The 24,743-nt window shown below is 61.8% G+C and carries 18 protein-coding genes; 11 read left to right on the forward strand and 7 right to left on the reverse strand.

Annotated elements, in window-relative coordinates:
• Positions 1–60: 60 nt before the first annotated feature.
• The 4 genes from OCK01_RS09630 to OCK01_RS09645 all read right to left on the reverse strand — a co-directional run bounded on the left by OCK01_RS09630 (position 61) and on the right by OCK01_RS09645 (position 4,240).
• On the reverse strand, positions 61–903 hold the full coding sequence (locus tag OCK01_RS09630) for an alpha/beta fold hydrolase (RefSeq protein ID WP_409526923.1): 843 nt from the start codon (positions 901–903) through the stop codon (positions 61–63).
• A gap of 345 nt (positions 904–1,248) precedes the next feature.
• On the reverse strand, positions 1,249–3,126 hold the full coding sequence (locus tag OCK01_RS09635; protein ID WP_263823748.1) for an amidohydrolase: 1,878 nt from the start codon (positions 3,124–3,126) through the stop codon (positions 1,249–1,251).
• A gap of 49 nt (positions 3,127–3,175) precedes the next feature.
• A complete protein-coding gene (locus tag OCK01_RS09640) occupies positions 3,176–3,433 on the reverse strand; it encodes a XapX domain-containing protein (protein WP_263823749.1) in 258 nt (85 codons plus the stop codon).
• A gap of 150 nt (positions 3,434–3,583) precedes the next feature.
• On the reverse strand, positions 3,584–4,240 hold the full coding sequence (locus OCK01_RS09645; RefSeq protein ID WP_263823750.1) for a hydrolase: 657 nt from the start codon (positions 4,238–4,240) through the stop codon (positions 3,584–3,586).
• Between the two features lie 324 nt (positions 4,241–4,564).
• Here OCK01_RS09645 and OCK01_RS09650 point away from each other — a divergent pair, with 324 nt between their 5' ends.
• A complete protein-coding gene (locus tag OCK01_RS09650; protein WP_263823751.1) occupies positions 4,565–9,628 on the forward strand; it encodes an AAA family ATPase in 5,064 nt (1,687 codons plus the stop codon).
• 708 nt (positions 9,629–10,336) lie between these two features.
• On the opposite strand, the gene OCK01_RS09655 is transcribed toward OCK01_RS09650, so the two are convergent.
• Positions 10,337–11,137 (reverse strand): helix-turn-helix transcriptional regulator, encoded by an 801-nt coding sequence (locus OCK01_RS09655; protein ID WP_263823752.1) that lies wholly within the window; start codon positions 11,135–11,137, stop codon positions 10,337–10,339.
• A 173-nt stretch (positions 11,138–11,310) separates the two neighbouring features.
• On the opposite strand from OCK01_RS09655, the gene OCK01_RS09660 reads away from it, so the two are divergent.
• Positions 11,311–12,093: an IclR family transcriptional regulator gene (locus OCK01_RS09660; protein ID WP_263823753.1), complete on the forward strand. Its 783-nt coding sequence runs from the start codon at positions 11,311–11,313 to the stop codon at positions 12,091–12,093.
• Positions 12,094–12,137: 44 nt separating this feature from the next.
• Here the strand turns inward: OCK01_RS09660 and OCK01_RS09665 are convergent, their stop codons facing one another.
• On the reverse strand, positions 12,138–13,004 hold the full coding sequence (locus tag OCK01_RS09665) for an alpha/beta fold hydrolase (protein WP_263823754.1): 867 nt from the start codon (positions 13,002–13,004) through the stop codon (positions 12,138–12,140).
• A 127-nt stretch (positions 13,005–13,131) separates the two neighbouring features.
• Positions 13,132–13,989 (reverse strand): IclR family transcriptional regulator, encoded by an 858-nt coding sequence (locus OCK01_RS09670; protein ID WP_263823755.1) that lies wholly within the window; start codon positions 13,987–13,989, stop codon positions 13,132–13,134.
• Positions 13,990–14,127: 138 nt separating this feature from the next.
• On the opposite strand from OCK01_RS09670, the gene OCK01_RS09675 reads away from it, so the two are divergent.
• The 9 genes from OCK01_RS09675 to OCK01_RS09715 all read left to right on the forward strand — a co-directional run bounded on the left by OCK01_RS09675 (position 14,128) and on the right by OCK01_RS09715 (position 24,690).
• Entirely contained in the window at positions 14,128–14,517 is a 390-nt protein-coding gene (locus OCK01_RS09675; protein ID WP_263823756.1) for an SCP2 sterol-binding domain-containing protein, read from the forward strand.
• A 31-nt stretch (positions 14,518–14,548) separates the two neighbouring features.
• Positions 14,549–15,397, forward strand: coding sequence for an alpha/beta fold hydrolase (locus tag OCK01_RS09680; protein WP_263823757.1), 849 nt, complete (start codon positions 14,549–14,551; stop codon positions 15,395–15,397).
• A gap of 193 nt (positions 15,398–15,590) precedes the next feature.
• Complete coding sequence (gene attM, locus OCK01_RS09685; protein WP_263824018.1) at positions 15,591–16,361, forward strand: quorum-quenching N-acyl homoserine lactonase AttM; 771 nt, start codon at positions 15,591–15,593, stop codon at positions 16,359–16,361.
• Positions 16,362–16,404: 43 nt separating this feature from the next.
• Positions 16,405–17,571: an ABC transporter substrate-binding protein gene (locus tag OCK01_RS09690; RefSeq protein ID WP_263823758.1), complete on the forward strand. Its 1,167-nt coding sequence runs from the start codon at positions 16,405–16,407 to the stop codon at positions 17,569–17,571.
• A 105-nt stretch (positions 17,572–17,676) separates the two neighbouring features.
• Positions 17,677–19,479 (forward strand): sugar ABC transporter ATP-binding protein, encoded by a 1,803-nt coding sequence (locus OCK01_RS09695; RefSeq protein ID WP_263823759.1) that lies wholly within the window; start codon positions 17,677–17,679, stop codon positions 19,477–19,479.
• On the forward strand, positions 19,476–20,867 hold the full coding sequence (locus OCK01_RS09700; protein WP_263823760.1) for an ABC transporter permease: 1,392 nt from the start codon (positions 19,476–19,478) through the stop codon (positions 20,865–20,867). Before OCK01_RS09695 ends, OCK01_RS09700 begins: the two co-directional genes overlap by 4 nt.
• Complete coding sequence (locus tag OCK01_RS09705; protein ID WP_263823761.1) at positions 20,867–22,228, forward strand: ABC transporter permease; 1,362 nt, start codon at positions 20,867–20,869, stop codon at positions 22,226–22,228. Before OCK01_RS09700 ends, OCK01_RS09705 begins: the two co-directional genes overlap by 1 nt.
• Positions 22,229–22,275: 47 nt before the next feature.
• Positions 22,276–22,977, forward strand: coding sequence for a bacteriorhodopsin-like (locus OCK01_RS09710; RefSeq protein WP_263823762.1), 702 nt, complete (start codon positions 22,276–22,278; stop codon positions 22,975–22,977).
• 48 nt (positions 22,978–23,025) lie between these two features.
• Positions 23,026–24,690: a flotillin family protein gene (locus tag OCK01_RS09715; RefSeq protein ID WP_263823763.1), complete on the forward strand. Its 1,665-nt coding sequence runs from the start codon at positions 23,026–23,028 to the stop codon at positions 24,688–24,690.
• Positions 24,691–24,743 lie beyond the last annotated feature (53 nt).

The raw sequence follows: 24,743 nt of genomic DNA on the forward strand, positions 1-24,743 counted from the left end.
GGGGCGCAGACAAGCAAAGGCCGCCGCGGGTGAGGCGGCGGCCCGTTTGAAGGCTCGATCTCAGCTCTTGACGAAGGCCAGGAGGTCCGGATTGATGACGTCGGCATTGACGGTCAGCATGCCGTGCGAGAAGCCCTTATAGACCTTGAGCGTGCCGTTCTTGAGCAACTTGACCGAGATTTCGGCGGAAGCTGCGATCGGAACGATCTGGTCGTCGTCGCCATGCATCACCAGCGTCGGCACGGAGATGTTCTTGAGGTCTTCGGTCTGGTCGGTTTCCGAGAAGGCCTTGATGCCGTCGTAATGGGCCTTGGCGCCGCCCATCATGCCCTGGCGCCACCAATTCTGGATCACGCCTTCATGCACGGTCGCGCCGTCCCGATTGAAGCCGTAAAACGGGCCTGCCGGCACGTCGCGGAAGAACTGCGCCCGGTTAGCGGCAAGGGCGGCGCGGAAACCGTCGAATACTTCGATCGGCAAGCCGCCCGGATAGGCTTCGGTCTTCACCATGATCGGCGGGATGGCGGCGACCAGGACGGCTTTCGCGACACGGCCCTGAGGTTCGCCGAAGTTGGCGACATAGCGGGCCACTTCGCCGCCGCCGGTGGAATGGCCGATGTGAACTGCGTTGCGCAGGTCGAGCTTTTCGAAAACCGCCGAGGCGTCGGCGGCGTAGTGGTCGAGATCGTGACCCTCGCTGACCTGCTGCGACCGGCCATGGCCACGGCGGTCATGGGCGACGACGCGGTAGCCGTTCAGAAGGAAGAACAGCATCTGCGCATCCCAGTCGTCGGACGAAAGAGGCCAGCCGTGATGGAAGACGATCGGCTGCGCATCCTTCGGACCCCAGTCCTTGTAGAAGATGTCGACGCCGTCCTTGGTGGTGACGAAGTTCTCGGTCATTGATATCGTTCCTTCCTGTTGAAGTGCGTTGAGGGTTTCCGAGGCAAAGACCGGTAGCGTCGTTGCCAGCGAAAGGGTGGCGCCCGCGAGCAGTGCCTGCCGCCGAGACATGAGGAATTCGTATTTCTGATCCATCGCTTGGTTCCTGCTGATTGGATGATCCGAGACTAAGGCTTGGCCGCCGCGCGCTCTTGTCGCCTCGGCCGGTTTTTTGGACGTTTGGCCGCTCGCCGTCGGGCGGCGAGAAGAAAGGCTGCGACCTGCCGAGATGCTCGGAGAAGGGATCGCTCGGGCCTTTGCGCGCCTGGCCCTGAGGCATCGCCCATCGCCGTCATCGTCTTCTTCCTACACAGCCCAGCACGAGCAGCCGAGCGCGCCGAAGAATCCCTTGAGGTCGCCGATGGGAAGGCTGGAGGTCCAGGAGCCCGCATGATCGTGGCCATGCACGCCGCAGTCCTTGGCGCAGCCGCAGGACGAGATCGCGTGGCGTCGCAGGGAGTGTCGTCCCGCCCCTTGCGGTTCACCCCAGGCGGCATAGCCGCCGAAAGTTCTCACGGGCGACCAGTCGGGCATGGCGGGAGGAATTGGCGGCGCGTCGATCCCGCTGAAGTCCCCGGCGCCATAGACGACCTTGCCGCCGACGATGGTGAGGTCGGAGGTCAGGAAGGAAATCTCGTCCTCGGAGCAGGAGAAATAGTCCTTGCTCGGTACGATCAGGTCGGCGAACTGTCCAGCCTCGATCCGACCCTTGCGCCCTTCTTCATTGCTGAACCACTGGACCTTTTCGGTCCACATGCGCAGCGCCGTCTCCCGGTCCAGGCAGTTCTGCCGCGGATAGAGGTTCATGCCGCCCACGGTCTTGCCTGTGATCATCCATGCGAGTGAGACCCAAGGATTGTAGGAGGCGACGCGGGTCGCATCTGTGCCTGCAGACACGTGCACGCCGCGATCCAGCATCTTGGCGATCGGCGGCGTTGCTTCGGCGGCGCCATGGCCGTATTGCTCGACGAAGTATTCGCCCTGATAGGCCATGCGGTGCTGCACTGCGATCCCGCCGCCGAGAGCCGCCACCCGATCAATCGAGCGATCGGAAATTGTTTCCGCATGGTCGAAGAACCAGTTGATGCCGTCGAGAGGCGTGTCGCGGTCGACCTTTTCGAAGACGTCGAGCGCCCGCGAGATGGTCTCGTCATAGGTCGCATGCATGCGCCACGGCCAGCGGTTCTGCGCAAGCACGCGCACCACCTCTTCGAGATCGTCTTCCATCTCCGGCGGCATGTCCGGGCGCGGCTGGCGGAAGTCTTCGAAGTCGGCGGCGGAGAAGACCAGCATCTCGCCGGCCCCGTTGTGGCGGAAGTAGTCGTTGCCCTGCTTGTAGGTGACCGAAGAGGTCCAACGAAGAAAGTCTTCCTTCTCCTCCTTGGGCTTTTGCGTGAACAGATTGTAGGCGAGCCTGACAGTCAGCAGACCCTCGTCCGCCAGCTTCTGGATGACGGCGTAGTCGTCCGGATAGTTCTGGAACCCGCCGCCGGCGTCGATGACGGCGGTCACCCCCAGACGGTTGAGCTCACGCATGAAGTGGCGCGTCGAATTCACCTGATAGTCGAAGGGAAGCTTCGGCCCCTTGGCCAGCGTGGCGTAGAGAAGGCCGGCATTGGGTTTGGCGAGCAGCAGCCCGGTCGGATTGCCGGCGGCGTCTCGCGTGATCTCGCCGCCCGGGGGATCTTTCGTCTCCTTGGTGTAGCCGACGGCGCGCAAGGCGGCGGCGTTGAGGAGGGCGCGGTCGTAGAGATGCAGCAGGAAGACGGGCGTGTCGGGCGCGATCGCATTGATTTCGTCGATTGTCGGCAAACGCTTCTCGACGAACTGATGCTCGGTGAAACCGCCGATCACCCGCACCCATTGGGGAGCCGGCGTCACCGCCACCTGGCGCCGCAGCATGTCCATCGCATCGGCAAGCGAGCGAATTCCGTCCCAGCGCAGTTCCATGTTGAAGTTGAGCCCGCCGCGAACGACATGGGTGTGATTGTCGTTGAGTCCCGGCAAAACGCGTTTGCCGCGCAAATCGACGGTCTTCGTCTGCGGCCCGGCATGTCTCATGATCTCGGCGTCGGCGCCAACGGCGAGAAACTTGCCGTCCTTGATCGCAATCGCCGTTGCCGACGGGTTGGAGCGGTCGAGCGTGGTCACGAGTCCGTGGTAGAGGATGAGGTCGGCATCCATCACAATATTCCTTTTGACATGGGAGGGCATAGGGGCTCGAACTGAAAGCTCAGCCCGCCCGGTCCTGCGGCCTGCGGGTCTCGCCGAGGTCCGTCGTGGTCCGTGTTTCGGGTTGCTTCGGGAGCAATGAAGCGATCGGTTGCCGGACGAGAGCGCCTCTGGCGAGCGGCACGATCTGTTCGCCGATCAGGATGCCGAGAAGGCCGACCAGCGCGATGACCGGCGGGGCAGGGGAGCGCACGTTGAGCACGCCGTAGATCACGCCGACGAGCAGGCCCGCTGCGAGTGAGATGAGGTAGAGTTTCATCACCGTTTCCTTTCGGCGTAAGATCGACTGCATGTCGTAGAGTTGTCGGCGCATGGTCCACCTACGCCTGGCGCGGGAGGGGAGCCGCGCCAGGCGTGGTTGGTCGTTCCGGTTGGGAGGCGGGACGCGGAACGACAGGCGGTGACCGCGTCAGTGACCTTCGGCCGCGTTGAACATCGTCTTGGCGTAGGTCACGCCGAGGCCGTAGGTGCCGCCGAGTTTCTTCGCGATGCCGGTCGTCGCCTCGTAGGTCTCCGCGCGCGCCCAGTCGCGCTGCAATTCGAGCAGATACTGGAGCGAGGTCATCGGCTGAGCGCCGGCCTGCACCATGCGATCCATCGCGCGGTCATGCGCTTCCGCGCTCACGTCGCCGCAGGCGTCGGCGATGACATAGACGTCGAAACCCTGGTCGAGCGCCGAAAGGGCGGGGCCGACGATGCACACGCTCGTCCAGAGGCCACAAAGCACGATCCGCTTCTTGGCGATGCGGTTGACATCGGCGATGACGGCCGCGTCTTCCCAGGTGTTCATAGACGTGCGGTCCAGCATCGGCCGACCGGGGAAAGCGCTCGTGATCTCGTCGAACATCGGGCCGGAGAAGCTCTTTTCGGCGACGGTGGTCAGGATGGTCGAGACGTCGAAGGTCTTGGCGGCATTGGCGACGAGCGCGGCATTGGTGCGCAGGTTGACGGCATCGATGCTCTTCGTGGCAAAGGCCATCTGGGACTGAAAGTCGATCATGATCAGCGTGTGATCGGCTGCGGTCAGGAGGCGGGCGCCGGGAGCGGCTTTGGCTTCAATGGTCATTTTTCGTGTCCTCGGTGCTTGAGAGAAGCTTTGACGAGGAGAGAATGCCAGCGGAAGCCGAGCGTCTCTTGTCGGTTACTCGGCCGTTTTGGACGTTTCGTCGATCTTGGTGAGCGACCGCAGCCGCGAGGGTCGCTCGTTCATTGAGAGCGATGTCGCGCGGACCCTCCGGGCCCTTCCGCGAGATCATGGCGGAGAACCCGATCTGACAAAAACTAACTGTTTCTGTTCGAAGTGCTGGCTGTTATTTGGGATGGTCGATAGACAGAAAGCGGGATCCAACTGCTCCTCTGACAAGAGGAGTTTTGATATTCGGAGATCGAGGTGCCATCAACTGCGGCAGTGCAAGCGCTTGACGAAACCTGGCTGCAAGCCTGCAGCCGTGTAACCGTCTGGCAGTCCTTGTCGGTCAATTTGTATCGCCTCTCCCAAGGTTCCTCCGCTTGGGATGCGCTCAGCCTGCCTTACGCCAGAGACGGAGCGCGGTCGTCGCAGGCCGATGGCCCCCTGCGTCGCTACGCCAATTCGGATGCGTGGCTCGACGCACCGGTGGCCATACTGGAGGAGGCCGAGCATCGCCTGCTGGTGTTCGACAGCGCGAGCATCGGTCTCGAGCTTCAGTCGCCTTCGCGCGCGCCCCTGGCCGAGTTTTTACCCTTGGCGCTTTCGATGGTCCGGACGCTCGCGGCTGCGCATGCCGACGGCGCGGCGCTGGGGTCGCTGCATCCGATCGACTTTGCCATCGATGGCCATGGCGACCTTCGGTTGAGGGCGGCGTCGACGACTGCGTCCGGGCAGCCGCTCGGCGTCATCAATGACATCATCTATCGCGCACCCGAGCAATTGAGGCCCGTAGCCCCGCAATACGACAGTCGCAGCGACCTTTATGCGCTCGGCATGATCCTGTTCAGGCATTTGACCGGGATCTTTCCGCTGGCGGCCAACTCCCCGGTGGAATGGCGCCATGCCCATCTTGCGCTTGCGCCGATGGACGCCAGCGGCATGTTCCCGGACCTGCCGCCGGTGATCGGGCAGATCCTCAAGCGTCTGCTCGCCAAGGAGCCGACCGCTCGATACCAGACGGCCCTCGCGCTGGAGGTCGATCTTTCGCGCTGCGAACAGGAATGGCGCGAAAACCGAGCCATCGGCAATTTCGAGATCGGTCGCGTCGACACACCCTTCGCGCAGCTCGGAACCTCGACGCTTTTCGGCCGTGGCGAGGAGGAAGAGATCCTCGCCAACGTGTTCGAGCGTTTTCTGGATCACGGCAAGCCGTCGATGATCTCGGTGCACGGCCAGCCCGGCGTCGGCAAGTCCAGCCTCATCCAGAGCCTCGGAAAAGGGGCCGCCGAACAGGCGCTGTTCCTTCAAGGCAAAAGCGACCAGCATCAGTCGGAATTGCCCTATGCCCCGATCGTGCAGGCGATCAGCGGCTTCATCGACGCGGCGATGCGCGCCGACCATTCGACGCTGGCGTCGCTCCGCAAGGCTCTTGCTCGCGAGTTGCAGGGCAACGCCGCGCTGCTCGTTGACCTCCTGCCTTCCATGGAAATCCTCACCGGTCCGCAGTCGATGCGAACGGAGCCAACCGGTCCACTGGTCCAGCTTCGCTTGCAGCGGGCGTTGCGCACGGTTCTGTCGGTCGCTGCAGCGACCATCAGGCCACTCGTCCTGTTTCTCGATGACATACAATGGGCCGATGAAGCCACCCGCTCGTTCCTTTCGGCGCTCATAAGCGAGCCGGTCACGGGGCTGCTCCTGGTCGTTGCCCGGCGCGACCAGTCCGGAGAGGCGCAAGCCTTGTCGGAACGGCTCCTGGCGGATGCTCGCATGTCCATGGCCGAACTGGCCGAGCTCTATTTGCGCCCGCTCTCACTTCAATCCACCCGCCAGATGCTCGAAACGATCTTCTCGGACGCCCCGGACGGTCTCGCGGATCTCGCCGAGACCTTGCACCAGAAGACAGGGGGAAATCCATTCTACCTGCGAAGGCTGCTGCAGGCTCTGGTGCAGGACGGCGTCGTCTATTTCTCCTCTGGTCGGAGGGCATGGCGTTGCCGGGTCGAAGACGTGGCGCGCTATCCCGCGAGCGAGAACATCATCTCCTTCGTCACCGACCGTCTCGAAAAGGAGGGGAACGAAGCGCTTCGGCTGTTGCAGACGATGGCCTGCATCGGCCCCGAAGCGGAAAAGACCGTTCTCGCCAGCGCCCTCGGCCTGTCTGCCGAAAGCCTGGCCCAGCTCGCCGCACCTTTGGCGCGCTCCGGATTCGTCGTCCTGTCGCCGGCGAAACTGAGTTTCGCCCATGATCGCATCCAGGAGGCGGCCTATTCGCTGCTCGATGCGGAAGAACGGCGCGCGCGCCATCTGCATCTGGTCGATGTGATGATGTCGCTGTCGGACGGCCCGACGAACGCCTCGGCCTTTGCCATGGCCAATCAGATCGAGCAATGTAGAGACGAACATCTGCCGATTGAAAAGCGTAAGCTGTTCATTGGGGCGCTTCTGGCTGCGCTTGGCCACGCAAGGCGGTCGGCAGCCTTCGGTCAGGCGGTCCGCTACGGCGAGACCGCCGTCAGCCTGATCCAGGAAGATCTCTGGGGAGACGACTACGCGCTGGCGTTCCGAGCGCATATTCTGTTGTGCGAGGCGTTGCTGGGCGCCGCCTCGCTTGAAGAAGCCGAGACCCGGCTCAAGCAACTCCTTCCATATGCGAGATCCGCTCTGGACAGGAGCGACGTCTTCCGTCTCCGCGCAAACCTGCTCACGCTGAAATCCGACTACGAAGGCTCGATCGACGAGGCGTTGCTGGGTCTCGACGAGCTCGGCGTCAAACTCGCGCGCGGCTCCAGCGAAGACGAGCAGGACGAGGCCTACCGAGCCATCCGGCGGCGGTTGGACGGGCGACGGATTTCCGATCTCGAACATGTGCCCGTCATGGAAGATCGGCGTATTCGAGCCGCCATGTCGCTGCTCGCGCCGCTCATCTCGTCGGTCTTCACGACGGACGGCCTGCGCTTTCTGCACCTCGCCAAGATGGTGGAGCTCACTCTCGATCATGGGGCGAGTCCCGAATCCACGCACGGCCTCGCCTGGTTCGGCGCGATCATCTCCGACAAATACGACGCCTATGCCGATGGTCTCGACTTCTGCCTCGCAGCCCGTGCGCTCGTCGACAAACACGGCTTCGAGGAGCATCGGACCTCGGTCCTGCTGGCGGTGGATCAGGTCGCGCCCTGGACCCGGTCTCTGCCTTACGCCCTCGAACGCGTCCGCGAAGCCCTCGATGCGGCCCATGCGGCCGGCGATGTCGGCTGGATGTGCTATGCGCGCAACCACCTCGTTTCCGATCTCATCGCCATGGGAGACGAAATTCCAAACATCCGGCGCGAGGCGGAAGAATCGATCGCTGTCACCCGGCGCTTCGGTTACACGGACATCGAGCATATCCTGGCGGCTCAACTCCGCCTGGTCGTCGACCTGGCCGAGGGGGCGCCTGCGGCGAGCCTCGCACAGACCGCGCCCGTTGTGTCGCCGACGACGGCGTTCTGGGTTTCGTTCTATGACGGGACCTCGCTCTACTATAACGGCGCCTACGCAGCGGCGGTCAAGAAACTCCTCGCAGCCGACGCCCTCAGCATCTTCCTGCTGGCCCATGTCGACACCGGCTTCTGCAAATTCTATCTCGGCCTGGCCCTGGCCGCCCTGGAGCGAGGCGGGGAGACGCAGAGCCGGGAGGACGCGAGGCTTGGGGCGGTCCGCGCCCGCCTCGCGCTTTGGGCGGACCTGAACCCGTTGAATTTCGCCGACAAGCTGCTGCTCCTCGATGCCGAGATTGCCCGCAGGAACCGGAATTTCGCCGAGGCTCTTGTCCTCTATGAAAAAGCCGCCGCCGCGGCCAGGTCCTCCCGCTTCGAGCACGAGCATGCGCTGGCGCTCGAGCGCGCCGGAGCCTGCTGCCTGGAGATGGGCAATCGCATCGGCGCCAACGCCTATCTGTCACTTGCCTCGGCAGCGTATGAGCGCTGGGGCGCCGCTTACAAGGCGAGACGCATCGTGACGTCAACGACGCTGGATGCGACCCGGCGCGCGTCTTCCGGGGCCGCCCTGGCCTCCGCCGGCGGCGACCTCGACACCGTCCTCGGAACCTCGCTCGCGTTGTCGGAGGAGATTGTCCTCGATCGGGTGATCGAGACCCTGATGACCCGAATGCTGGTCCACGCAGGCGCCAATCGCGGGCTGCTGCTGAAGATCGGCGATGGCGGGCTGGAGGCGGAGGCGTCCGCCTGGACCGAGGGCGACTGCGTCCGCGTCAGCGTCGCCGATCCGGATCGCTATGGCCTGCGTCCACCTTATTCCGTGATCGACCGGGCGCTCCAGACCCGAACCCCCTTCGTCATATCCGGGTCCGATTTCGGCGCCTGGACCGTCGACACAGAATCCGCCGCGGGCCGCTCTATCCTCTGCGTGCCGCTTTTGCGCCGCGGGGAACTGACCGGATTGCTCTGCCTTCAGAACGACTATCTCGAGGGCGTTTTCGCCGCTGACACCGTGGCGTTTCTCAAGCTTTTGGCTTCACAGGCGGCGATCTCGCTCGAAAACGCCAGGCTCTACACAGAGCTTCTGCAGGAAAACGAGCTGCGCTCCCGGAGCGAGCAGGCGCTCGCAGGCGCCAGAGCCGAACTCGAAAAGAATGCGCGTCTGACCCTGCTGGGCGGTATCGCCGCCTCCGTCACGCATGAACTCGGCCAGCCCTTGTCTGCCATTGCGTCGAACGCGGGCGCCGGCCTGCGCTGGCTCGGCCGCCCCGTGCCCGACATCGCCGAGACCTTGATCGTCTTGAACGAAATCGAGGCCAGCGTTTCGCGCGCCCATGACATCATCCGCGCCCTGCGCGCTCTCTCCAAACAGGCCCCGAAGGTCGAACAGCCCGTCGACGTCGACGAGGTCATCCAGGAAGTGCTGCGCATTGCGCGCTCCGAGGTTTCGAGCCACGGCGCCGACGTTCGCCTTCACCTCGCAGCAGCAGGCGCGGTCGTTTGGGGCGACGCCACTCAGTTGAAGCAGGTGGTCTTGAATCTCCTCTACAACGGCATGGAGGCGATGAACGATCTTCCCGAACAAGAACGCAGGATCGAGATTGTCTCCAGGCGCGGCTCAACCGAGATCTCGGTGACTGTGCGGGACTTCGGCAAAGGGATCGCGCCGGAGATCGCATCACGGATCTTCGAACCGATGTTCACGACGAAAACCTCGGGCATGGGAATGGGCCTTGCGATCTGCAAGTCGATTGTTGAGGCCCATCACGGTGTCCTGACCGCCGTAGCCGAGCCCATGGGAACCAGTTTGAGCTTCGTCATTCCACTGAACTCGCGCCTGGACGCGTAGACGCGCATCGGATGGGGAACGTATCCCGCCATTCCTGGTGGGCCGACCGCGGAGGAGATAGATGTCTTCCCCTGTCGCCGGTTGCCTTCGGCAAATCTGACCCCACACGCCTTCCCATCATTTGAACAAGGAAGGGTAGAAGAAAGCCGGCTGCCGGGCTCGTAATGAGTGAAAGCGGCCGGAACCCGGGCGACCCAGTAGAAGATGTTTCCGCGACGGACGAGAATCTCGACCTCGTGGCGCACAGCCATGACGAACAGACCTCGTATCGAGCCTCGAGGCTCGACCTCGCCAGATTTCGGCTGCGCATCGCCTGGGGCGCCAGTTCAGGGCGTCAGGTTGCCAGTGGCGTCAAAACGGGATCCAGCGCGGCTGAAAAATCAAGGAAATAAGGGCTTTTAGCGAGAATTGGCTGGGGAACCTGGATTCGAACCAGGACTAACGGAGTCAGAGTCCGTGCCGCGGAATTGATTATTAAACACTATTTTCCCAAATCGCCCATTTGACCATCAAGTAAAATCAAAGGGTTACGAAAGATTTTCCAAATGAAGTGCAGCGCTTGCAATTCAAAATTGGACATGCAGCTAGGTATAGGTTCTAAACTTATTCCACGAACTCGAGAAACATTTCCAAGCCGATGGGCGTCGCCATTATCTAGCCTGGCTGGCTAGGTTCACGGGGTACAAGTCAAAACAACGCATCACGTCGTCACCGTGACAGCCATTCAGAGGCTCCTTGTCTATATATGCGAGGAGAGACGGCGGTGTGGTTGCGGAAGAAGCGGCTAAAGTGAGCGGGATCTGAAAAGCCGAGGCTACTTGCGGTCGCGCTCAACGAATCCTGCGAGACCACCGTCAGGCGAATGGCCTGTTCGAGACGCACGACGTTCTGGAACAGGCCGGGCGACATTCCCGTGCAGGCCTTGAACTGGCGGAAGAAGTTTGCTCGGCTCATGCCGATTTCAGAGACGATCGCGTCGATCTTATCGAAATCGCCGTTGTTCTGCTGGAAGAGCTTGACCGCCTTGCGGATCCGCCAGTCGAACAGTTGAGGCCGCCCAAACCTGCTTGCGGAATCGCTGGCGCTATGGGACCTGCGGATGGTCGAGAGAACGAGTTGGGCGAGCAGGACCTCCATCTCATTGCGAGACGGGGCGCCGCCATTCAGGCAATCCACCGCGGCCATAAGGAGATGGTAAGTCTCCCGCGACACATGGCCCGAGCTCGCCTTGAAGAAGTCGAGCGGATTGAAGTCCGCGCAGCCTATATTCAAGGCCGCGAGCCAGTCGGATTCGATGTAGAGCGCCAGAATCTGCGTTGGAGGCTGGCCGGGCCGGAACACGAATTCATGCGGCCGCCAGGCGTCGACCAGAACCACCGACTCGTCGGTGAGCGGTGCAGGCGCGTCGTCGACAATGAAGTGTGAATTGGCCCCGCCGACCTTGAACAGCATGTGGCAGTGAGGATGTGCATGACGCACAAGACAGTGACCGAGTTCGACAAGCGCCACTCGACCAAAACTTCCCAACATGACACGCACGGCAGAGGTCATGAGCGCACTATACAGAAGTCGACGGTTTGAAAAAGAGCAGAACCCGCCGGCGCAATCAAGTCGTGAATTGACTTGTCGCAGGGGTGAAGCGATACGATAGCGACCGGAGCCAAAGAAGCGGGAGAAGCCAGTTGGAGGAAGACGAGTCCACGCGACTGAAGCTTGTTCCCGCCGTAGAGCGCGCTTCGATCATTCTCGATCTCGTGGCTTCCTCCAAACGTTACCCGACAATTTCCGATCTGGCGCGGGAAACGGCGTTGCCGAAGAGCACCGTCCATGGTCTCTGCACGACGCTCACACATCTCGGTCTTCTCATCCGTCGTCCTGACCAGACCTTCGTTCTCGGTCCTCATCTGCTGAAATGGTCGAACGCGTTCGAGCGGCAAACGGATGTTGCGGCGGAGTTTGCGGCGCTTTGGGACCAGTCGGATAGTTTCCAGGACGCTGTGGTGTCGCTCTGCATTCTCGACGAGATGGACGTCGTGTTCATCGCGTTGCGACAGAGAAGCCCCCTTGAGCGCTTCATGGTCCGGCCGGGGATGCGGCTCCCCGCCGCCTTCTGCGCCGCCGGCAAGGCGATCATCGCGCGCTGGAGCGACCACGACATCGTCAGGGCGTTCAAGTCGTTTCCGCAGTCTTTGACCGAGCGCTCGGTCGGCGATGTCGAGGAGTTGCTGGATGAAGTTAAGGCTGTTCGCGCGACTGGCGTCGCCATAGAGATCGGTCAATGTCAGCGAGGCGTGACCAATTTCGGCGCAGCGGTGGTGAACTCGCTCAACCGAACTGTCGCCGCCGTGCTCATCAGTAGGGATTCGGAGGAACTCGGCTCTACCGCGACTGAGCGGGGCTGCGCCGACGCCCGCGATCTCGCCAGGCGACTGTCGCTGCGGCTGGGCGCTGAAGCCGCCGATTGAAAAGGCTGCCTGAGCATTCAGGTTTGACTGCACCCTGACTCGCATCAGCTCACCGTGCCGGTCTGCCTTCGCCCGCTGGCACCCTTGGCGTCGACATCCTGCAAATGCCCGCAGATCAGGTCGAGAACGATGTCGGTGCTGTCATGCTGCGGGAAGTGACCGTCGTTGCGCAGGATAACCCACTTCATCGGGCCGCGCACGCGGGTCGACAGTGCCGACATCTGATGCTGGGCGGCTTCATCTCGCAATCCCTGCACCAGGAGCATCGGCGCATTGATGCGCGCTAGTCCTCCAAGAACATGGTCCGGATTTGCTGCCAGAGATGCATGCGTGACGACCCAGCAGCGCGAGGCAACGCCGACATCGCCATGATCGGCTCCCAACCGCTGGACGTCGTCTAGATGATCGTTGTTTGTAACCAGTTCGCCAAGCTGATCTATCGAGAGTCGATCAGCGTGAACCTGCGGCGAAATTGCAACAATCCTTCCCACTTTCAGCGGGTTGGCGCAGGCGAACAGCATGGCCACGGCCGCGCCGTCGCTATGCGCCACGAGGTCGACCGTGATGATCCCAAGGGCGCCAAGGATAGAGGGCAGCGCCTGAAGCGCCTCAAACGTCAGGAGCGAAGACGTCTCTACATTTGGATTGAGGGAGCTCATGCCGCGACCGGGCCGGGAATAGGCGACGATTCGGCGTCTGGGAAAACGCGCTTCCAAGCCTTCAGCGACTTCCTCGAACGATTCCAGGCTGCCAAGTCCATGCGTGATCAGGACCACGGCGTGGCCATCAGGTTTGCCGATGTCCAGAAGGTCGATGTCGCCGGCGTCCGTCTTGACGATCCTGCGCCGCCAGAGTTGTGATTTTGTTGCTCGATGAGCGCTGCCGCTCACGTCTTGTCTGAAACAAAGCATGGATCCCCTCCCAAGGTTGGGTCTGCGTTGTCCCTCCTCATGCGGACTTACCCAAACCCTTGGAGATGATGGCACTATCAGCGGGATGTGATAAGCCCTCGGGCCGCCCTCGACTTGCCCCAGAATCTCATTTTTGCATCTGGGAGGCGGCGTGGTCCTCCCTCGTCTCGTCGGCGATCGACAAATCCGCCCCCATGCGATGCGAGAGCTTTGCGGCCATGCGCAAGACATTGTCGATGACGGCGCGGCGATTGCTCATGGCGTTCGCATCAATCGACAGGCTGACGGCGACGCCCGCGATCGGCCGGTTGCCGCCGTCAAGCACGGCTGCCCCATAGCAGACCATGCCTTCGGCGACCTGCTCCTCGTCGCAACTATAGCCTTCACGCCTGATGTCGCGCAGTTCGGCGAGCAGGTCCTCGACGCTGCGAACGCTGCGGGCCGTTCGCGGTTCCGGTAGGCCATGAGCAAACAGGCGACGGATTTCATAATCGGTCATATGGCTCAGGAAGGCTTTGCCGGTGGCGGTGAAGGCGGCCGGCAAGCGCATGCCTACCCTGAATTCGAGAGAGGAGCGGGCGCGCTCATTGTTGCGCGCGGCGATATAGACCACTTCTGCGCCGTCCTGGACGGTGAGGGTGATGGTGGCTCCCGACAAACCAGTCTCCTGATCCCATATTGCTGCAAACTCCGTTGCGACGTCGGATTGGAGCATGAAGGCGTTCGACCAACGCATGACATGCGGGCCCAATTGGAAGGTTTGGTCGCTGCGCCGAATCAGGAGCTCCAGATTGACCAGCGTCTGGCACAGCGAGTGCACGCTGGAGCGGGCGATCTTCAACTCACGAGACAGGTCGGAAAGACTGAGAAAGGATTTCGATCGCGCAACGATGTCCAAAATACGCGCGCCGCGCTCCAGCGCCGGCGACTGCGGCGGCTTGGTGGTTAGTGAAGCCATGAAGCGATCCGTGATTTCGATGAGCATCATTTTCTTCTTGACATTCGTATAGCCTGCCGACTAGCGTCCAGTCCAGTGAAAACTGTTCAGCTAATTGAACTAACATCGAGATGCTGTATGCGGTAGTTGTTCTGGCCGCGTGGGGTATAAGTGGAGGTTTCAGGCATGGTCATGAGTGTGCGAGACTGGGCAGTCCGTTTTGGAGACGCCTCGGATCGGGACCCGACGATCGGCGCCATGGCGCGCTATTTCACCTGCCGCTACCTGTGGGACATGGGCGCGGCCAAGGTGATCGTCGACGTCCGCGACGGCCGCGTCCATAGCATCAACACCGACCCTCAGCCGCTCGACGCCTATGATTTCGCCCTCCGCGCCAGCGCCGCCACATGGCGGGAATTCGCAAAGCCGGTGCCGGAGCCGATGTATCACGGCATCTGGTCCGCCAGTTTTCGCCGCGATCTCAAGATCGAAGGCAACATTCTCGTGATGATGCAGAACCTGCGGAATTTCACAGTCCAGTTCGAGTTGCTTCGCAAGGTCGGCGTGCCGGTCTGAAGACGTTCCCCCACCTACAGGATTCATCGGAATGGCCAAGCATTCTCCGGTTATCGGTCGCTACGTCACCATCGAGGTCGACGGATTCGAGTATAAAGTCTTCTATCTGAGGAACGGCAGTGGCGTGCCGCTGGTGTGTCAGCACACTGCGGGTTGTCACAATCATCAATGGCGGGGGCTGCTGGAAGACGAGTCGATCACGTCGCAGTATGACGTCATCGCCTACGACCTCGCCCGGCACGGCAAATCCGATCCGCCGCTGAACAAGGAGTGGTGGAAGGAAGAGTATGTGCTGACGGCGCGGCACTATATGAATTTCATCATCGCGCTCTGCGACGCGCTGGAGCTTGATCGTCCGATCTTCATGGGCTCCAGCTTCGGCGGCAATGTCGCCCTGCAGCTTGCCCTTAATCATCCCGACAAATTCCGCGCCGTGATCCCTGTCGAAGCGGCCGAACATGCCCCCGGCTTTTACCTCGACTGGTGGCGCCATCCGCACGCCAATGCTGCGCAGGTCTGCGCGAGCGGGGTTTGGGATCTCATGGCGCCGCAGAGCCCGGACATGGATCGTTGGTTGACCTGGCACTACTACACGCAAGGCTCGGAAGCCTTCAAAGGCGACTTGTTCTTCTATTCAATCGACCATGATCTTCGCGGCAAACTCGGCAATATCGACACCCGTCGCTGCCCGGTGATCATGATGACCGGCACCTATGACTATCTCACGCCGCCCGAAGCCACCGAAAACACCGCCCGTCAAATCCCGGGCGGCATCTACATCGAAATGGAGGATATCGGCCACTTCCCGATGTCAGAAAACTATCCGCTGTTCGCAGTCTATTTGAAAGAAGCGCTTCGTCTTATTGAAGCCCGCACCTGAAACCGATTCCGAAGGCGGGAAGAGAACCATGAAGATCATCGAATTCGACGAAAAGGGGCAGCGCATCGAGACGGAGGCTTTGGCGCCATCGCGCGCCGCCGGCAACTCATCCTTGGCGCCGCGCCCACAATTCTCCCCGGCCCCGAAGGAAGCGTCGCGCGCGCGGCGCAAATCTTCGGGGATCGAATTGCATATGTTCCAGACGGGAACGCTGAGAACAAAGACCAAATACATCAAGATGAACCAGGGCGAGAATGACTTCGAGATCCCTGTTCCCTGGTTTCTGATCAAGCATCCGCAAGGCAATGTGGTCATTGACGGCGGCAATGCGGTGGAGACCGCCATAGACAAGCGCGGGCATTGGGGCGCCGTTGTCGACGCTTACGATCCCGTCATGTCCATCGCCGACAATTGCGTCGACCAGCTCAAGATGGTGGATGTGAGCCCCAAGGACGTGCGTTACGTCGTGCAGTCGCATCTGCATCTCGACCATACCGGCGCGATCGGACGCTTTCCAAAAGCGCAGCACATCGTGCAGCGCAGCGAATATGATTATGCGTTCAAGCCGCACTGGTTCTCCGCCGGGGCCTATATCCGCGCCGACTTCGACCGGCCCGGGCTCAACTGGAAATTCCTGGGCGGAGAATACACCGACCATTTCGACCTGTTCGGCGATGGCGTCATCCGGATGATCTACACACCCGGCCATTCTCCCGGTCACCAGTCATTCCTGATCACGCTGCCGGAAAGCGGCCCGATACTGCTCACGATCGATGCGGCCTACACGGTCGATCACTGGGAAAACAGGGCTTTGCCGGGATTGGTGACGTCATCGACCCAGGCGGTGGATTCGGTCGCCAAGCTGCGCCGCATCGCCCATGACGCCAATGCCATGGTGGTGACCGGTCATGACCCCGTGACCTGGCCCGGTTTCCGAAAATCGCCTCAGGATTTTTACGACTGATCGCAGGACGGATCGTCCGTCTTCAACTAGGAGGAGAGTTGGAATGCTGAAAAAATTGGTCTGCGCGGCGGTGATGGTCGCCGCCTCCGCGACGATGTCGCTGGCCGAGGGCGTCGACGAGCTTAACCCCGATGTCGCCAAGCGCCTCTATAACAAGGACATGCTGGACCCCATGCAGCCGATCGGGCCCAGCAAGTGGCGCGACTTCAAGCCGAAAAAGGGTCCGCCGTGGAAGATCGGCTACGCCTCCTCCTATGCCGGCAACACCTGGCGCGCCGCCGCCATGGATGAACTGCAGAAGGTTATCGTTCCGGAGTGGCAGAAACTCGGACTCCTTTCGGAAGTGGTGATCACGCAATCCAACCTCAACGACTCCACCCAGATCCAGCAGATCCGGCAGTTGGTGGATCAAGGGGCTGACGCCATCATTCTGTGCTGCTCCAATCCGACCGCGCTGAATGCCTCGGTCAAGTATGCGGCGGACAAGGGCGTCCCGGTTTTCTCGATGACTGGCTACCTCACCTCCGAATATGCGATCAACTCATCCGTCAACTATCAGGTCGGCGGCTATGAAATCGGCAAAGCCATGGCCGATCAGCTCGGCGGAAAGGGCAATGTCCTCGTCGTCGAAGGCATCCCCGGAACATCCGGCTCCGACAGCCAGAACCGCGGCGTGCTCGCCGGTCTTGCGTCTTCTCCCGATATCAAGGTGGTCGGCTCCGTCGCCGGCATGTGGACCGACCAGGTCGCCCAGGGCGAAGTGCAGAAATGGCTCGCCACCAATCCCGGAAAGCTCGACGGCATCGTCGTCCAGTCGGCGGCTGAAATGGGCGTCTTGCGCGCAGTGCAGCAGGCTGGTCGCGGCGAGATCCCGGTGGCCATCGGCGGCGAACTCGGCGCGCTCTGCTACTGGCGCAAGAACCCCAACTACATCAACGCGTCGTTCCAGCTCTGGCCGCCGGCAGACGATATCGAGCTGATGTGGCATATCATGATGCGCACCCTGCAGGGCCAGGGTCCCAAGGTTCAGTCGATCCTCGTCGATCCGGTGAAACTGACCCACGAAGACCTCACCAAGGTGATGGACGAGAATTGCAACCTCGACAGCGCCGAATGGCTGAAAGTCGGCGCCAAGCGTTGGGGCTATGACCCGTCCTATCTGGATGACTTCTTCCTGCGTCCTGCCGATCCCCGCGCCTTCAAGCCGTAATGGCTTGAAGAACGGCCGCGCCTTCTAAAGGCGCGGCCGCCCATACCGCTCCATTTATTTGTCCTCTTGCTTCATCGGTCGGGTCCCGGCCGGATGGGAAGACCCATGACGTCCATTGCTCCAGACATCGGACAAACTCTCGGCCGGGAAACCATCCTGGTGCGCGGCGTGAAGAAGTATTTCGGGCCGACGCGCGCGCTCGATGGCGCTTCATTTTCCGCGCGGGCCGGAGAGATCCACGCGATCGTCGGCGGCAATGGATGCGGCAAGAGCACGATGGCCAAAGTCGTCTCGGGGATCCTGCCCGTGGACAGCGGCACGGTCTCCATTCTCGGCGAAACCCCGTCCACGCCCGCTGAAAGCCGATCTCTCGGCATTTCGACGGTCTATCAAGAAGTGCTGGTTGCCGATGAAAGCTCCGTCGTCGACAACATCTTCATGGGCGCGGACCGGCTCTTCACCAAAACACTGTCGCAGGACCGCAAGGTGGCCCGCGCTGCGGAATTGATGGAGGAACTCTCGGGAGAGCCGGTCGACCCGCACGCGCTCGTCGGGACCCTGCCGCTCGGTCTCAAGCAATGGATCACCATTGCCCGCGCCTTGTTGTCCGAGCCCAAGATTCTCATTCTCGACGAAAGCTCGGCCGCTCTCGATTTTGACTCCACTGAGCGTCTGTTTGCCCGCATGCGCGCCCTGAGGGACCGCGGCGCGACCATTCTGATCGTGACGCATCGGATCGCCGAGCTGGTCCGGATTTCGGATCGCGCAACCGTGTTTCGCGATGGACGCGATGTCGGCGTGTTAGAAAAGGCTGACATTACCGAGAAGAACTTGCTGCGTCTGATGACGGGGGAAGATCGCTCCGGCAACCACATCCATGCCGAAGCGCCGCTGCCGAAGACGACGGAGCGGGCGATGAAGGCGCGGCAGATCGCGCTCTGGCCGAATGCGCGCGCCTTCGATTTCGATCTCCTTCGTGGAGAAGTCGTGGGCATCGCCGGTCTTGATGGTCAGGGCCAGGATGCGTTCGTCCGTGTTCTGGCCGGAGTGGCGACAGCCTTCCAAGGCCTGGTTCAGGTGGCGGGGCGAGACGGCGGCTGGGCTCCGGTGCGCAATCTCGCCGAGGCGGTGGCCGGCAAGGTCGCTTATGTGTCGGGAGACCGCAAACGCGAGGGCATATTCGCCTCGCTCTCGATCTTCGAAAACATGGTCATGCCGCTCTATCGCGAAAAGAAGCGCGGCGGCGTTCTCGGCTTCATCGATCGCGGCACGTTGACCACGATCTTCAAGCGCGAAGCAGAAAACCTGCTGATCAAATTTGGCGCGAAAGAAGATCGCATCACGTCCCTCTCTGGGGGCAACCAGCAAAAGGTGCTGATCGGCCGTGGCTTCGCCATGCGGCCGGATGTCATCATTCTCAACGACCCGGCCCGCGGCATCGATGTGGGGGCGAAGACCGAGCTTTACCGTCACCTGCGCAATTACGCGGAAGAGGGCAGGGCGGTCGTCTATCTGTCCTCCGAGATCGAGGAATTCCTAGGCTTCGCCACGCGTGTCATCGTTTTTCGCGATGGCGCTCCCTTCGACGCCTTCGACGGTCGCGGTCTCGAGCCGAAGAAGGTGCTCGAAGCGATGTTCGGTCAGACAGGCGGCGAAGGCTTGGCCTCGCGCAGCTATGGACTGCGGCCGGGACGGGCGCCTGAAACCACGCAGCCGGGCGATCGGGTCGTCAGCGACGGGCCGCGCATCCATGTTCCTGCTCCGTCACGCTCAAAGCCTCTCACCGTAGGAGTTGAGCGGTCAGCGATGACCGCGGCGCCGCACACCCAAACTAAACCTGCCATCAAGCCGATTCGCATCGTGGAATTCGATGAACATGGCGCGCCCACCGAACGAGGCCGCCCATGACTCACTCCATCAGCCAGTCCTCCGCCAAACCGGCAGCCAAAGCGGATTTGCAGGGCGGTCGCTCCAACCCCTTCCTGCTGATGCCGATCACGCTGTTCTTCGCGTTGCTCTCGATAGCGGTCATCAGGACGCCCAGCCTGATGACAGCCTCCGGCATCGGCGCCGCCGTCATTGTGGTCACGCCGTTGATCCTCGCGACTTACACGCTGATGGCCTCGACGATCTCGGGCCGCGGCACCGTCGACCTGTCGGTTGGACCGCTGATCGGCTTCATAAATGTGACGCTGGTCCAGCTGCATGGCGCGGGGCTGCTTGAAAATCCCATCGCCGTGTTCCTCTATTGCATGGCCGTTGGGGCAGTTTACCAGCTTATTTTCGCGCTGATCGTGATCTATGTCCGCGTGCAGCCGATCATCGTGTCGCTGTCCGGTTATCTCGCTCTTTCGGGCATCAACCTCGTCATCCTGCCGCGACCGGGCGGCATGGCGCCGCCCTTCATGGCGGAATGGGGCTACGGCACCTCGATCTTTTCGCCGGTGCTGATCATCCTGATCGTCGCCACGGTCGCCTGGCTGCTCTTCACCGCAACCGCCTTCTACACGCATTTGCGGCTGATGGGATCGGACGAGCGCGCAGCCTATACGTCCGGCGTGCCGATCACCGTGGTGCGTATCGGCGCCCATCTGATTTCCGGCTGTTTCGCCGGTCTGGCCTCCATCTGCTTTACGGCGCTCATCTCGTCCGGGGACCCCTCTCAAGGCACCACCTATACGCTGATCGCCGTCACGGCGCTGGTTCTGGGCGGCGCGTCTCTCGCCGGCGGACGAGGCGGCGTCTTCGGCTCTGCGCTCGGCGCGCTAAATCTCTACATGATCACCTATGTGCTCTCGACGTTCAATTTCGGCGCGGTTCAGAGCTTCGTCACCAATCTGGCCTATGGCGCGATCCTGGTGATCTCGCTGCTCCTGACCTTGCTGATCCCGGTCATCCAGCGCCACATTCGGAATTTCTCGCCGCTCCTCTATTTCGTGGCGCTGTCCGTGGTGGTGCTGGGCGTCATCCTGCATGCGACCTTCGATTACGCCAGCCTCGGCGCGGCGCCGGCCTCTATGCCCGGCCCTATGGAGCTCCAGGCCGCCATGGTCGGTCCGCTCGAGATTGCCGTGCTGTCGCCTGAAACTATCGCGCTCCGGCAGGAAGCGGCGCCGATCATTCTCTTTGTGATCCTCCTCGTGTCGATCGCGGTCTTCTTGCGGCTGGCGATTGGTCAATCCTCCCGGACCAGCCTCGGGCCGGCGGTGGCGGTGGTTGTCGCCGCTCTCGTCCTCGGCGGCGCGTGGGTCATGCATGAGAGCGCCATGTCCACCAAAACGGAGGCCGTCAACTGATGGAGAAGCTGCCGCAAATCAGTCTTCCGGCTCGGATTCTCGGTCTGGTGGTCGCCCTGCTTCTTGCAGGCCTTGGCGCCGGCTTCGGCTTTGCCCAGGGGATGGCGGTGCAGATCGTCATCCTCTCGGCAATTGCGACCTTGGCGCTGTTCGTCCTCGCCTGGCGCTTCATCATCGGCCAGTTTGCCAGCGACGAGGCCGTCGCTTCTGACGGGCCCGGTCAGTTCCAGAGCGTCTGGATGCAGTATCGCTGGCCGCTGATCGGCCTCGTCCTGGTCCTCGCCGCCTTCCTGTTGTTGTCCGTCTCCATCGAGGGATTCTTCAACATCTGGAATGTCCTCTCGCTGCTGATCCTTCTGGCCATCCTCGTTCTGACGCGCACGCTGGGCCGGCAGTTCCAGCAGAACCGGTCCGCGTTCATCGGCATCATGGTGCTGGCGGGCCTGTTCTCGGTCGGCTCGATGAATATCGAAGGCTTCTCCTCCGGCAACAACATCAAGTCGATGCTGCTATTCGCGTCGTTTCTCGGCATCGCCTCGATCGGGCAGACACTGGTCGCCTTGCTCGGCGGTCTCGATCTGTCGATCCCGTTCATCATCGGCGGCGCGAATGTCGGGCTCCTCTATCTGATCGGCCTCGGCGTGCCGCCATGGCTGGCGACGCTGATCGTGCTGGCGATCGGAGCCGCCTTCGGCGTGATCAATGGTCTGCTCAGTTATCGACTGCAGGGCCAGGCGCTGATCGTGACGCTGGGAACCGGCTTCGCCATCTCCGGCGGCGTGCAGATCGTCACCTCCATCGGCTCCGCTTACTCCGGCAATGTGTTCGGCACGGTTCCGGCCTGGCTTTCCAATATCTCGGCCATGAACGGCTCCACCTTCGGCCTTCCTTTTCCCCCGGTCATCCTGATCTGGGCGGTCGTGACATTGATCCTGATCATCGGACTGAGGACCACGGTCTATGGCCGCTATCTCTACGCGCTCGGCGTCAACCGGACATCCGCCAGCCGCGTGATGATTTCGGAAATGCGCTACTGGGTGATCGTTTACGCCCTGTCCGGCTTCTTCGCAGCGCTCACCGGCGGCCTTCTGCTCGGCTGGTCGGGCGGCGGCTTCATCGGGGTCGGGGATCAGTATCTGTTTCTGACGCTCGCCGCCGTGGTGGTCGGCGGAACCTCGCTGCTCGGCGGCGCCGGCGGCTATGGCTTCACGGTCATCGGCGTGCTGGTTCTTCAGGTGCTTTCGAGCTTTCTGGTCGGCATCGGCCTCGACTTCAAATGGCAGCAATTCATCTTTGGACTGCTCATTCTGCCGATGGTGGCCCTCTATGCCCGGTCGCCGCATATCCGAACGCAGATCTAGGGACATCCAATGCGACATGACTTTTTCCTTCGAAGGAGACGATAATCATGGTGGTCTATCAGACACCCGATCTGACCGCGGCAAGCTTCTCCATCGCCCTGTTCGGACTGGCGGCGACCACAGTGCTCCTGCTGATGGGCACGGCCTGGGTCGACCAGAAATGGCGTCTTTCCGTTGCGCTTTGCGCGATTGCTGCGCTGATCGGCATCGGATCGGTCTATGAGGCGCGAGAAGCTTGGCTTGCGGGACAAAACGTGCCCGTGGTCTACCACTATGTCGGCTGGGCGGTGTCCATGCCGCTGCAGGTGATAGCGCTGTTCTTCCTTGTCGGCGCGGCAGGCAGGCTGTCGGCGGGATTGTTCTGGCGACTGGTGATCGTCTCGGCGTTGATGATCTTCGTCCGCTACTTGGGCGAAGCGCAGTTCATGCATCCGACACTCGCTTTCCTGATCGGTCTGGTGTTCTGGCTTTATCTGCTCGGCGAATTCTATTTCGGCCAGATGGACGATGTGGTCCGCACCTCCACCGGTGATTATCTGCGCCGCGGTTACTTCTGGCTGAGGCTGATCGTGACGATCGGCTGGGCCATCTATCCGCTCGGCAATTTCCTCACCGCCTTCGCCGGCATGGCCGACGACGGCAGCCTCTCGGTTGCCTATAACGTCGCCGACATTCTCAACCGCATGGCTTTCGGCGTCGCCGTCCTGGCGACCGCTCTCCTCTCCACGGGGAGAAACACGCATGCCTGATTTCCGTCCCTTGCCTGAAACCCCTGCTCATTCAAAAGGAACACGTCCATGAAGGGTGCAGACGTTATCGCCATCATTATCCTGGCGGCCATAGTCATCGCGGTCGCCGCCTATCTTCTGCACTGGCTCTATCGCCGCTCCACCAAGGATGTGAGTTTCGTTCGCACCGGCTTCGGTGGTGAGAAAGTCGTCATGGGCGGCGGGGCGCTGGTGTTGCCGATCCTGCATGATCTCACCGAAGTGAATATGAATACGCTGCGGTTGGAAGTCACGCGCGCCAGGGAGAAGTCGCTCATCACCAAGGACCGCATGCGCGTCGAGCTCACCGTGGAATTCTACGTGCGAGTTTCGCCAAACACGGATGCAGTCGCCACGGCGGCCCGCAGTCTCGGCAACCGGACGATGAACGCCGAACAGTTGAAGGACCTGATTCAGGGCCGTTTTGTCGACGCCATGGGCGGCGCAGCCGCCAAGATGACGCTGGAGCACATTCACGAAAACCGTCAGGCCTTCGTGAAAGAGGTCAAGCAGGAAGTCGCAGAAAGCCTGGCGCTCGACGGTCTCGAACTGGAATCGGTTTCGCTCACCTCGCTCGACCAGACCGACATCAAGCTGTTCGATCCGTCCAACACCTTCGACGCCGAAGGTTTGACTCTGCTTACGGAACAGATCGAAAGCCGCAAGAAGAAGCGCAACGACATCGAGAAGGACACGGCCGTCGCCATTCGCGCCAAGAACCTCGAGGCGGAAAAACGGAGCTTGGAAATCGAGCGCGACAGCGAATACGCCCGCCTTTCGCACGAGGCGCAGGTGGCCATCGAGCGCGCCGCCAAGAAGTCCGAAATCGCCGCAGAAAATGCTCTGCGCGAACGGGAGATCGAAGCGGTCAAGCTCAAGGAGCGGGAAGCGGTCGAACGCAGCCGCATCGAAATGGAGCGCGAAGTCGAGATGCTGGAAATCCGTCGTCGCGAAACCGTCGAGCTCGAGGAGCAGACTCGCGAAATCGCTTTGTCGCGCAAATCCAAGGAGCGCTCCGAAGCGCAGGCCCAGGCCGAGGAGGCGCGCGCCGCCATGGTCGAGGCCCAGGAGCGCGTTCACACAATCCGTGACACCGAGATCGCCAACCGACAGAAAGCCGTGGAGCTCATCGAGGCCCAAAGAGAGGCCGAAGCGGAAGCCGCGCGCATCCGCATCCTCGCAGAAGCAGAGAAGGTCGCAGCTCAGGACCGCGCCGACGCCGATCGCATCGCTGTGGCCGCGCTCGAGCAACGCATGAAGGTCGAGGCGGAAGGCAAGGAAAAGCTGAACACCGCCGAGAACATGCGCTCGGACGCCAGCCGCCGCTCGGCTTTGCACAAGGCGCTGGTCGAAAACCTGCCGGCCATCATTCGCGAAAGCGTCAAGCCGATGGAGAAGATCGAGGGCATCAAGATCATGCATGTCGAGGGTCTGCCGGGGCTGTCCCACACCGGCCCCGGGTCGCTGTCGGCAAGCGCCGATGGCAGCGGTCCGCGCGACGGCAATCTAGCGGAGCAAGTGGTGAGTTCGGCGCTTCGTTATCGCACTCAGGCTCCTTTCGTCGACACATTGCTGGGCGAGATCGGCTTGACCTCTGAGACCGTTCACCGACCGCACACGCTGAGCGACCTGTCCAAGATTGTCTACACCGATCCATCGGCCAGTGCTTCGAAGGACAAGAGCCGTCCGAACTGACCCGGCGCCGCCTGCCGGGCCCGCCCGGCAGGCTCCCTTGGCCTGAGGATAAG

Origin of the sequence: Rhizobium sp. TRM95796 (assembly GCF_025779995.1) — a bacterium.
Taxonomy (GTDB): Bacteria; Pseudomonadota; Alphaproteobacteria; order Rhizobiales; family Rhizobiaceae; genus Rhizobium_E.

Bases quoted from the DNA above. Each gene is read 5' to 3' on its own strand.
- OCK01_RS09690 (WP_263823758.1), top strand. From the start codon at position 16,405: ATGCTGAAAAAATTGGTCTGCGCGGCGGTGATGGTCGCCGCCTCCGCG.
- OCK01_RS09670 (WP_263823755.1), bottom strand. From the start codon at position 13,989: ATGCTCATCGAAATCACGGATCGCTTCATGGCTTCACTAACCACCAAG.
- OCK01_RS09665 (WP_263823754.1), bottom strand. From the start codon at position 13,004: ATGCTTTGTTTCAGACAAGACGTGAGCGGCAGCGCTCATCGAGCAACA.
- attM (WP_263824018.1), top strand. From the start codon at position 15,591: ATGTTCCAGACGGGAACGCTGAGAACAAAGACCAAATACATCAAGATG.
- OCK01_RS09675 (WP_263823756.1), top strand. From the start codon at position 14,128: ATGGTCATGAGTGTGCGAGACTGGGCAGTCCGTTTTGGAGACGCCTCG.
- OCK01_RS09640 (WP_263823749.1), bottom strand. From the start codon at position 3,433: ATGAAACTCTACCTCATCTCACTCGCAGCGGGCCTGCTCGTCGGCGTG.
- OCK01_RS09695 (WP_263823759.1), top strand. From the start codon at position 17,677: ATGACGTCCATTGCTCCAGACATCGGACAAACTCTCGGCCGGGAAACC.
- OCK01_RS09645 (WP_263823750.1), bottom strand. From the start codon at position 4,240: ATGACCATTGAAGCCAAAGCCGCTCCCGGCGCCCGCCTCCTGACCGCA.
- OCK01_RS09630 (WP_409526923.1), bottom strand. From the start codon at position 903: ATGACCGAGAACTTCGTCACCACCAAGGACGGCGTCGACATCTTCTAC.
- OCK01_RS09680 (WP_263823757.1), top strand. From the start codon at position 14,549: ATGGCCAAGCATTCTCCGGTTATCGGTCGCTACGTCACCATCGAGGTC.
- OCK01_RS09635 (WP_263823748.1), bottom strand. From the start codon at position 3,126: ATGGATGCCGACCTCATCCTCTACCACGGACTCGTGACCACGCTCGAC.
- OCK01_RS09705 (WP_263823761.1), top strand. From the start codon at position 20,867: ATGGAGAAGCTGCCGCAAATCAGTCTTCCGGCTCGGATTCTCGGTCTG.
- OCK01_RS09700 (WP_263823760.1), top strand. From the start codon at position 19,476: ATGACTCACTCCATCAGCCAGTCCTCCGCCAAACCGGCAGCCAAAGCG.
- OCK01_RS09710 (WP_263823762.1), top strand. From the start codon at position 22,276: ATGGTGGTCTATCAGACACCCGATCTGACCGCGGCAAGCTTCTCCATC.
- OCK01_RS09715 (WP_263823763.1), top strand. From the start codon at position 23,026: ATGAAGGGTGCAGACGTTATCGCCATCATTATCCTGGCGGCCATAGTC.